This window comes from Domibacillus enclensis, from assembly GCF_900156125.1.
GTDB classification, from domain to species: Bacteria; Bacillota; Bacilli; order Bacillales; family Domibacillaceae; genus Domibacillus; species Domibacillus enclensis.
Genome location: NZ_FTLX01000017.1, coordinates 17195 through 27137 on the forward strand (window position 1 = coordinate 17195; position 9943 = coordinate 27137).

A 9943-nucleotide genomic window follows, 5' to 3' on the forward strand; every position below is an offset into this window, starting at 1 on the left:
GGAGAATTTGATTTGAGGAGAGAAGATGCGGGAAAATAAAAAATTTAAAAGCTATATAAATTGTGGGAATTAATTATTTTTTTGTGAAAACGATTGCACTAGTGTTTTTCATGTTTTATACTCTATTTATTGAGCAGGAGAATGAACATACTAGCTTACGGTGCTAAGAAAAGGGAAAGATGACGAATAAACAGCCGGCCTTGGCATTCTTTTAAAGCATTCCGTGCTAAAATACACATAGAAAATACTCTAGAAGATTTGGGGGACGCCTAATGAACAAAGTATGGTGGAAAGAAGCGGTCGCATATCAAATTTACCCGCGCAGCTTTATGGATTCAAATGGAGACGGCATCGGCGATATTCAAGGGGTGATCTCAAAGCTCGATTATTTACAGGATCTTGGCATTGACGTCATCTGGATTTGCCCGATGTTTGAATCGCCGAATGATGACAATGGCTACGATATTAGTGATTACAAAGAAATCATGGATGAGTTTGGCACGATGGAGGATTTTGATGAGCTGTTGAAGGAAACACACGCGCGGGGCATGAAGTTGATTCTCGACCTGGTCATTAATCATACAAGTGATGAGCACCCATGGTTTATCGAATCCCGCTCCTCAAAGGACAATCCGAAGCGCGACTGGTATATTTGGCGTGATGGAAAGGCGGGCAAGGAGCCGAATAACTGGGAAAGCATTTTTGGCGATTCAGCCTGGGAGTTTGATCAAACAACGGAGCAGTATTTCCTTCATTTGTTCTCGAAAAAACAGCCGGACTTGAACTGGGAGAATCCCGATGTCCGCCAGGCTTTGTATGAAACCGTCAACTGGTGGCTGGATAAAGGAATCGACGGCTTCCGGGTCGACGCGATCAGCCATATTAAAAAAGTGGACGGATTGATTGACATGCCAAATCCAAATGAGCTGAAATATGTGCCGTCGTTTGATCATCATATGAATGTAAAAGGCATCCAGCCGCTTCTAGAAGAGCTGAAGGCGGAGACGTTTGCGAAATACGACATCATGACGGTCGGGGAAGCCAACGGTGTAACGGCTAGTGACGTCGATGACTGGGTCGATGAGGAAAAAGGAAAATTCAATATGATTTTTCAGTTTGAGCATCTGGAGCTGTGGAACGCAGAAACGAAAACAGGGCTTGATATTCCCGGATACAAAAAAGTGATGACCAAGTGGCAAAAAGCGCTCGAGAACAAAGGCTGGAACGCATTATTCATTGAAAACCACGATAAGGCGCGAGTGGTCTCGACGTGGGGGAATGATCGGGAATACTGGTGTGAAAGTGCGACTGCCTTTGGGGCGGTGTACTTTTTAATGCAGGGAACGCCTTTCATTTATCAAGGGCAGGAAATCGGCATGACGAATGTAAAATACGAGGACATCGATGATTACAATGACGTGCGCACAAAAAATATGTACCGTCTCGGAATCGGCGCCGGCATTCATCACGATGAAATGATGGAGATTATCTGGCACTCTAGCCGCGATAACTCGCGGACACCGATGCAATGGTCTGCGGAGGAAAACGCCGGATTTACAACAGGCAAGCCGTGGATTAAGCTGAATGAAAACTATCAACACATTAACGTGGAATCGCAGCAAAACAGCCAAGGCTCTATTTTGACTTTTTATAAAAAAATGATCAAAATGAAAAAAGCGCATGATGTGTTCACATACGGCGTTTATGATGAAGTATTGGAGGAGGACACGCGTTTATTTGCCTACACCCGGACCCTCGGAAGTGAAAAAGTAATCGTGCTTGGCAATTTAACGGATCAGCCGGTTCCAGTGAAAAAAATGGACGGCATCCAGTACGATTTTGCGAAATTAATGCTGCACAACTACACCGTGCCGGAAGAAAATCCGCCGGGAGAACTTATATTAAATCCATATGAAGCGCGTGTATATAAAGTGTAATTGTAACGAAGCATGGGACAAAAGGTTTTAAATAGAAGGAATGGCCGATCGATTATGCGAAATGCAGTCGTTCGGCTTTTCTTTTTGATGTGCCTTATTCTTTGTTAAGTGGTATCCGGTGATACGCTTTGCGGTATTCAGACGGTGTCAGCTTTTCATATTGCTTAAAAAGCCGCATAAAATAGCGTTCATCCTGAAAGCCAATGGTTCTGGAAATATTCCCGATACTTTCGTTTGATAAAGTAAGCAGATCCTTGGCTTTTGATAGCTTCAGCATGTGAATGTATTCTTGAACGGTCAATCCGGTTTCTTTCTTAAAAAAGCGGCATAAATAATCCCGGTTGTAGTTGAAATGGACGGCAACTTTGCCTGTTGACATTTCCTCTAAAGAATTCAAACGAATCCATTCTAAAATCGAGGCTATTTTCTTATCAGAGTTCTTTTGGTCAGATGCAAGGTGAAAGTGCTTAATCATTTGCTCGGATAATTCGATTAAAATAGAAGTAGCCAGAAAATCAACTGCACGGCTGTGATAATAGTGAGCACTCGCGACGTCGAGCAGCTGATTAAATAAAATGGTTAACCGGTCAGATTGGTGAGGGGCTGAAAAAAAAGGCAGAAAGACAGCAGATTGCTTTTGATAAAGCTCAGGTTTCGACTGAATCACTTTAACATGCCGATCGACCTCGAGCTCATTTATAATGACAGGGGCGCTGTTATCAGGAAACAAAAAATGAAACCAGTAAAAAGACGTTCCGGGCTGACACTCCTTGTACCCTTGATGAACTTTATGCGGCGGCAAAATCAACACATCACCCGGCTTTACTTCAAATGCAGTCGCTTCACATTGAATGTAAAGTGTTCCGTGGATGCCGATGATCATTTCATAATCACCCATTGAGCGCTTCATATGAGTCCAGTGGATATCGGTAACAAATTTGCCTCCTAATGTAAACAGAACAGGCTGCTCCAGTGAAGCGTGTAAATATTCTTTTAACACGGGCACACATCCTTTTTTAAATATAAGAAAAGGTGGTCAGTTTTATCCACAAATTATGCGGTTTCATTTACTGATTTTCATTTTATCAATATGCTATTCTTTAAACAAGATAAATGTTGTAAGCGCTTTAAAATAAAAAAGGAAAGGATAGGGAAAGTCAGTTTTAGTTGATGAATCAATTCAATCATACGGAGGATGAAACATGACAGTAATCAAAACAAAAAGCGATATAACCGTTCGGGTGACAGATTCTTTTTGGAAACGGTACATGGATGTTGTGCGCAAGGAGGTTATTCCTTACCAATGGGAGGCACTGAATGACAGGCTTCCGGATGCGGTTCCAAGCCGGGCCATTGAAAACTTTAAGATTGCGTCCGGAGAAAAGGAAGGGGAGTTTCATGGCTTTGTTTTTCAAGACAGTGATGTGGCGAAGTGGATTGAAGCGGCTGCCTATTGCTTGGAAAATGAACCAGATGCTTTACTTGAAAAAGCGGTTGATGATGTGATCGAGCTCATTGGGCGTGCCCAGCAGACAGACGGCTATTTAAACACGTATTTTACAATAAAAGAGCCGGATGGCCGGTGGAGCAATTTGCGCGATCAGCACGAGCTCTACTGTGCGGGTCATATGATAGAAGCGGCCGTTGCGTATTACCATGCAACAGGCAAGAAGAAGTTCTTGGATATGATGTGCCGGTTTGCGGACTATATTGATTCTGTGTTTGGAAAAGAAGCGGGGAAGATGCAGGGATATGACGGTCATCAGGAAATTGAGCTGGCTCTCGTGAAATTATATGACGCAACAGGTAACGAAAAGTATTTGAGCTTAAGCAGCTATTTCATTGAAGAACGAGGACAGCAGCCCCACTTCTTTGATTTGGAAAGGGAAAAGAGAGGAGAAAAGCGGCCGTTTTTCTGGAATAACAGCTATGGGTATAACCAGGCGCATGTCCCTGTCAGAAAGCAGGAAAAGGCAGTTGGCCACTCCGTGCGTGCTATGTATATGTATACGGCGATGGCAGATCTTGCTTTTAGATCAAACGACGATGAGCTGAAAAACGTGTGTGGGAATTTATGGGGAAATGTGACGAAAAAGCAAATGTATGTGACGGCTGGTGTCGGATCAATGGAGTTTGGCGAAGCGTTCTCTACAGACTACGATTTGCCAAACGATACAGCTTACACTGAAACGTGCGCATCTATTGGCCTTGTTCTCTGGGCGCAGCGCATGCTTAACCTGAAAGCAGATGGAGAATATGCAGATGTCATGGAAAGAGCGCTGTACAACGGGACGATCAGCGGGATGGACCTGGATGGGAAAAAGTTTTTCTACGTAAATCCGCTGGAGGTGCACCCGGAAACGTGCGAACACCGGCAGGATCACCATCACGTAAAGCCGGTGCGGCAAAAGTGGTTCAGCTGTGCATGCTGTCCGCCGAATCTGGCTCGGTTAATCTCCTCCATTGGCCAATATATGTATACAGTCCATTCGCACACGCTGCACGTAAACTTATATGCTGGAAATAAAGCAGACGTCCAATTAAATGGACAAAACGTGTCGATTGATCAGCAAACAAGCTATCCGTGGGATGAAACGGTTTCGATGACCATTACACCAGAACGAGAGGATACATTCATAATTGCGCTGCGCATTCCGGGGTGGTCAAGAAATGCGAAAGTCAGCTTGAATGGAGAGGACGTCGACTACTCGGCATTCCTCAAGGATGGATATGTGTATATAAATCGATTATGGAAGCAAGGGGATCGAATTGACCTTGTTTTTCCGATGCCAGTTGAAAAGATCCGGTCAAATCCAAAGGTGAAAGAAAACGCAGGAAAGCTGGCTTTGCAGCGGGGCCCTGTCGTGTATTGTCTGGAGGAAGCAGATAATGGGAAAGATCTCTCTTCTGTAAAAATATCAGAAAATTCAGAATTTACATCTTTATTTCAGAAAGATGTACTGGAGGGAATTGTTGTACTTGAAGGAAAAGGTACGAAGGATGTGGATTCAGGATGGGAAGACGTCCTATACCAGCCAGTAAAAAAGAGGTCCCGCGATGTTTCGGTTAAAGCAATTCCCTATTTTGCATGGTGCAATCGTGAACCGGGTGAAATGATTGTCTGGATTCAGGAAGAAAACTAAGATCTCATTTTGGAGGGGAAAAAATGAAAAGAAGATCCTTGTTGGTTTTAATGTCCGGCGTACTGGTCATGAGCGGCTGCAGTGAGCAGTCAAGCGAACCTGAAACAACGGAAGATGGCAGAGTTGTTTTAAAGGGTCTAATGACAAAGCATCCATTAACAAAAGACCTTTCTGAAATGGAGTGGCTGCAGGAAGCGGAAGAACGCGCTGGAGTTGAAATTGAATGGGAAGAAGTGACCGCAGATTGGGATCAGAAAAAAGGAGCAATGCTGGCAGGAGGAGATATACCGGATTTGATTGTTGGGCCGAATGCGATTACGGATGCAGACTTTGCGAAATTTAAAGGGTTGTTCGAGGATTTGTCTGGACACATCGATGAAAATGCGCCAAATGTTCAAAGGATGTTTGAGGAAAAGCAGGAGTTAAAGGAATTGTCGACACAAGCCGGTGGGGAAATTTATGGGTTGCCAAAGTATCAGCGTTTTTGGCCGGAAACGGCTACTCGACAGTTTATTAACCAGCAGTGGCTTGATCATTTAGGTCTAGAGCAGCCGACGACCTGGGATGAATTATTTACAGTGCTTCAGGCGTTTAAGGAGCAGGATGCCAATGGGAATGGCGACCCAAATGATGAGATAGCTATGGACTTTTCTCCGGTAGGGACGGGCGGATTTGGTTTCTTCCAGCCAAACGTTCTGCTTGGCAGTACGGGGATAACGTTGACAGATGGAAGCGGTCAAGGAACGTTTGTTGAGGAAGGGGAAGTTAAGAACTTCTTAGTGGATGACCGGTATAAACAAATGATCGAGTTTCTTCATAAATGCTGGAAGGCTGGTTTGATTAATAAAGAAGCATTTACGCAGGATTATACGAAGTACCAGTCTGTTGGGCGCGGACAAGGGGAGACAGCAAAGGTTGGTTTTACATGGGGATGGGAATTGACTGACCGTTTTGGAAATGAGCTTGCCCCTCAGTATACGTCAGTTGCTCCGTTAAAAGTGACAGCTGGTTCTTCAGACGAGGTTTCATGGAGCTATGATTACAACACGTTAAACTATGGAACGAACTTTATTCAAATGTCATCTGCAACAAAAGACAAAGAAGCAGCGATGAAATTCATTAATGAACTGTATGATCCTGAAGTCAGTTTACAGGTTCTATTCGGCTCAATCGGTCCGAATATTGCGAAAGAAGGAGAAGCTTATACCATCTTGCCGCCGGAAGAAGCTGAGATGGATCCGGGAACGTGGAAATGGACATCTACCTGGGCGGATCACGGACCGATGTATATTTCTGATGCCCTGGATGTCACACTCGGCTCTGATATGCAATCTGTCGGCTCGCAGACAGAAGCATTTCAGCCAGCTCTCGACGCAGTAGACCCGGAGAAGGATGTATTTCCGGGTGTGTTCTTAAAATACAGTGAAGAAGATAACAATACAATGAGCTTGAACAATACAGCTATTATGAACCTGGCTATGGCCAATTTTTCGAAATGGATTACAAAAGGCGGTATTGATGCAGAGTGGGAATCATATGTAAAAGAGCTGGAAAGTATGGGGCTCAATCAAAATACAGATATTATGCAGACATATTATGACGAATTTATGAGCAAGCAGCAATAATCTATCAATTGAAGGATAATGCACCGCTATCCGTACAGGTAGCGGTATCCTTTTAAAGAGGAGAATGAGGATGGCGTTCTTAAACTCGGAGACGAAAACACTGGATCGAGCCGCGGCGATTAGTACGCCGAAAAAACAAACGATACTAAATACTTTTAAAAGAGACTATCAGCTCTGGATAATGATTCTGCCTGCAATTGCTGTTGTGTTCGTCTTTAACTATATTCCGATGTATGGCATTCAGCTTGCTTTTAGAGAGTATGATTTTTCGGCAGGCCTTACTGGCGGTGAGTGGGTAGGGCTGAAATATTTTGAGCAGTTTGTTCAAAGCCATATGTTCGTGGAATTAATGAGAAACACAATTTTAATCAGCCTGGCGACTATTTTGATCGGATTTCCTGCTCCGATTATTTTAGCGCTGCTCATTAACCAGATTAAATGGAAACGTGCGAAAAAAACCCTGCAAACAACGGTTTATTTGCCTCATTTTATTTCAATGGTTGTTATGGTGGGGCTGCTAAACGTGCTGCTTTCACCGAACACAGGCATTGTTGGACATTTGATGGGGGCACTCGGTTTCAGTGATGTTAACCTGCTGGCTTCAACGAAAACGTTTATCCCTGTTTATGTTTTATCAGACATTTGGCAGCATGTTGGCTGGAACAGCATTATTTACTTAGCGGCATTGTCGAGTGTGGATCCACAGCTTTATGATTCAGCGAAAATGGACGGTGCAAACCGGTGGCAAATTATTCGAAATGTTGAACTCCCGGCGATTATACCAACGATTATTATCTTGCTTATTTTAAATATGGGTTCAATCATCAGCACAGGCTTTGAAAAAATCTTTTTAATGCAAAATACATTGAACCTTCCTATATCTGAAGTGATCGAAACGTATGTGTATAAGATCGGGATCATTTCCAATCAATTCAGCTATGCGGCGGCGATTGGGCTGTTTAATACACTTATTAACTTTACACTGCTTTTGCTCATGAACTATATCGCCAAAAGAGTATCTAACATCAGTTTATGGTGACGAAGCAACAAAAGAGAAGGAGTTGGAAATTGTGAGAGTACTGAGCAGGAAAGGGAAAAGCGCATCTGAAATGCTTTTTGATGCGTTTATCATCATCATCGCGTTACTGGTTTTTCTTGTTGTGGCCTATCCGTTATATTTTATTGTGATCGCCTCTGTCAGTGATTCAACACTTGTCTCGACCGGGCAAGTACTCTTTTTTCCGAAAGGCTTCAGCTTATTTGGTTATCAGGAAATCTTTCAGGATTCACGGATCTGGACAGGGTATAAAAATACGATTATTTACTCAGTGCTTGGTACAGCACTGAATTTAGCTTTAACACTTCCAGCCGCGTACGTATTATCTAGAACGGAATTTCGTGCCCGTCGTTTTTTAATGTTCTTTTTCGTTTTTACGATGTTTTTCAACGGAGGGCTGATCCCGACGTACCTGCTTATTAAAGACTTGAACATGATTGATACAATGTGGGTTTTTATCATTCCGTTTTCAGTGAATGTCTTTAATTTAATTATTACAAGAACGTTTTTTGAAACGTCCATTCCAAAAGAAATGTATGAAGCGGCGGCGATTGATGGTTGCTCCCATTTCGGTTTTTTTATGAAAGTCGTTCTTCCGTTGTCAAAAGCGGTGATCTCCGTTATCGGTCTTTATTACCTAGTATGGCATTGGAACGATTTTTTTACCGGTCTGATTTACATTCGGGATAATAACCTTCAGCCTCTACAGCTAGTGCTCCGGGATATATTAATCTCTAATCAGGTGTTTTCAGAAGGAGCCGGAAGTGGCGGAGCGGCAGGTGGCTACGCACAGCGTTACGCGGATCAGATTAAATACGGAGTCATTATTGTTTCGACCTTGCCGATTCTGATTATCTATCCGTTTATTCAAAAATATTTTGAGAAAGGTGTAATGATTGGTTCGGTTAAAGGATGAAACGGGGCACGGCTATTCAAAAAGGGAGTGGGGAAAATGAATAGGCTGGCAGAAGGGTATATAAAAGTGGGAACGTGGGGCTTGAATTTGTTTTTGCTAAATTTGTTATGGATCATCTTTTCAGCAGGAGGACTGCTCGTAGCGGGGGTTTTTCCTGCTACGGCAGCTTTGATTGCTGTGCTGAGAAACCTGATAATCCGACAAGAGGACACCGCTTTGTTTAAAGAGTTCTGGTGCCAGTTTAGAAGATATTTTGTCAAAGCAAATCTGCTTGGATATGTTTTAACGGCAGGCGGAGTCGTCCTGTATATTGATTTTAGAATCATGCAGCATATTGTCACGATGAGTATATTCCACATATTTTTGTTGTCTTTCCTCTACATTCTGATCTTTTTTTACGTTTTTACTGCGTTTTATGCGTTTCCCGTGCTGGTTCACTATCATACAGGCGTATTTGGCTGTTTGAAATACTCGCTTATTATGGCGGCAGGGAAGCCGCTTCAATCCATTAGTGTAGCTGCTGCACTTCTCCTGCTAGTGTGGGTGTTTGCAAAAATACCAGGTCTTCTAGCGGTTTTTGGTATTAGTCTTATCTTTTTTGTTGTTCTGAAAATGATCATTCACTCGTTAGGTAATACACAAGTGCAAAAGGAGTCTTAAGAGCGGACTCTTTTTGTTTCTTCTATAAGAATGAGGGTTAAGGAAAACTTGGTCATCACCATGCCTTTATAAAAAATAAAATTTAGTATCGAAAAAATGTTGCTATAAATATATATATAGGTTATATTTATATTCCGTCGTTAGAGCGGCGGGGAAATAAAAGCTGTTAGAAGAGACAATTGTTATTCGGGTATAACTTAATTAAAAAACAATTGACACTCTAATAAAACCTGTGTTATATTAAATGCCTGTCACTGGGACATCTTATAGCGCTGGGGTGGAAAAATGCTCCGTCAAAATAAGTTTAGTAGAATAATATTAAGATGAAAAAAGTTGTTGACTTTCAATTCTGATGATGATAATATTATGAAGCTGTCACTTTGGCAGAGAAGAAAATTGATCTTTGAAAACTGAACAAAATCAATAAAAACGTCAACGTTTTAAGTTTTAACTTCTTAATTGAAGTGCACCCCGCATTTTCAATTAAGAAACAAATGAGCAAGTCAAACACTTTTTGGAGAGTTTGATCCTGGCTCAGGACGAACGCTGGCGGCGTGCCTAATACATGCAAGTCGAGCGGATTTGATCAGAGCTTGCTCTGGTCA

Annotated in this window: 7 protein-coding genes and 1 rRNA gene; 7 read left to right on the forward strand and 1 reads right to left on the reverse strand. The window is 42.5% G+C overall.

Annotation, left to right across the window (positions count from 1 at the left end):
- Positions 1–329 precede the first annotated feature (329 nt).
- Complete coding sequence (locus BW952_RS18860; protein ID WP_414735828.1) at positions 330–1937, forward strand: glycoside hydrolase family 13 protein; 1608 nt, start codon at positions 330–332, stop codon at positions 1935–1937.
- A gap of 94 nt (positions 1938–2031) precedes the next feature.
- On the opposite strand, the gene BW952_RS18865 is transcribed toward BW952_RS18860, so the two are convergent.
- Positions 2032–2937: a helix-turn-helix transcriptional regulator gene (locus BW952_RS18865; protein WP_052698522.1), complete on the reverse strand. Its 906-nt coding sequence runs from the start codon at positions 2935–2937 to the stop codon at positions 2032–2034.
- A gap of 202 nt (positions 2938–3139) precedes the next feature.
- Between BW952_RS18865 and BW952_RS18870 the strand changes: the two genes are divergently transcribed.
- The 6 genes from BW952_RS18870 to BW952_RS18895 form a co-directional block, all read left to right on the forward strand.
- Complete coding sequence (locus BW952_RS18870; RefSeq protein ID WP_045852040.1) at positions 3140–5080, forward strand: glycoside hydrolase family 127 protein; 1941 nt, start codon at positions 3140–3142, stop codon at positions 5078–5080.
- A gap of 23 nt (positions 5081–5103) precedes the next feature.
- Positions 5104–6705: an extracellular solute-binding protein gene (locus tag BW952_RS18875; protein WP_045852041.1), complete on the forward strand. Its 1602-nt coding sequence runs from the start codon at positions 5104–5106 to the stop codon at positions 6703–6705.
- 181 nt (positions 6706–6886) lie between these two features.
- Positions 6887–7744 (forward strand): ABC transporter permease, encoded by an 858-nt coding sequence (locus BW952_RS18880; RefSeq protein ID WP_414735829.1) that lies wholly within the window; start codon positions 6887–6889, stop codon positions 7742–7744.
- 70 nt (positions 7745–7814) lie between these two features.
- Complete coding sequence (locus tag BW952_RS18885; RefSeq protein ID WP_045852047.1) at positions 7815–8678, forward strand: carbohydrate ABC transporter permease; 864 nt, start codon at positions 7815–7817, stop codon at positions 8676–8678.
- 36 nt (positions 8679–8714) lie between these two features.
- Positions 8715–9338 (forward strand): YesL family protein, encoded by a 624-nt coding sequence (locus tag BW952_RS18890; protein ID WP_045852043.1) that lies wholly within the window; start codon positions 8715–8717, stop codon positions 9336–9338.
- A gap of 511 nt (positions 9339–9849) precedes the next feature.
- Positions 9850–9943, forward strand: a 16S ribosomal RNA gene (locus tag BW952_RS18895); the annotation flags it as partial.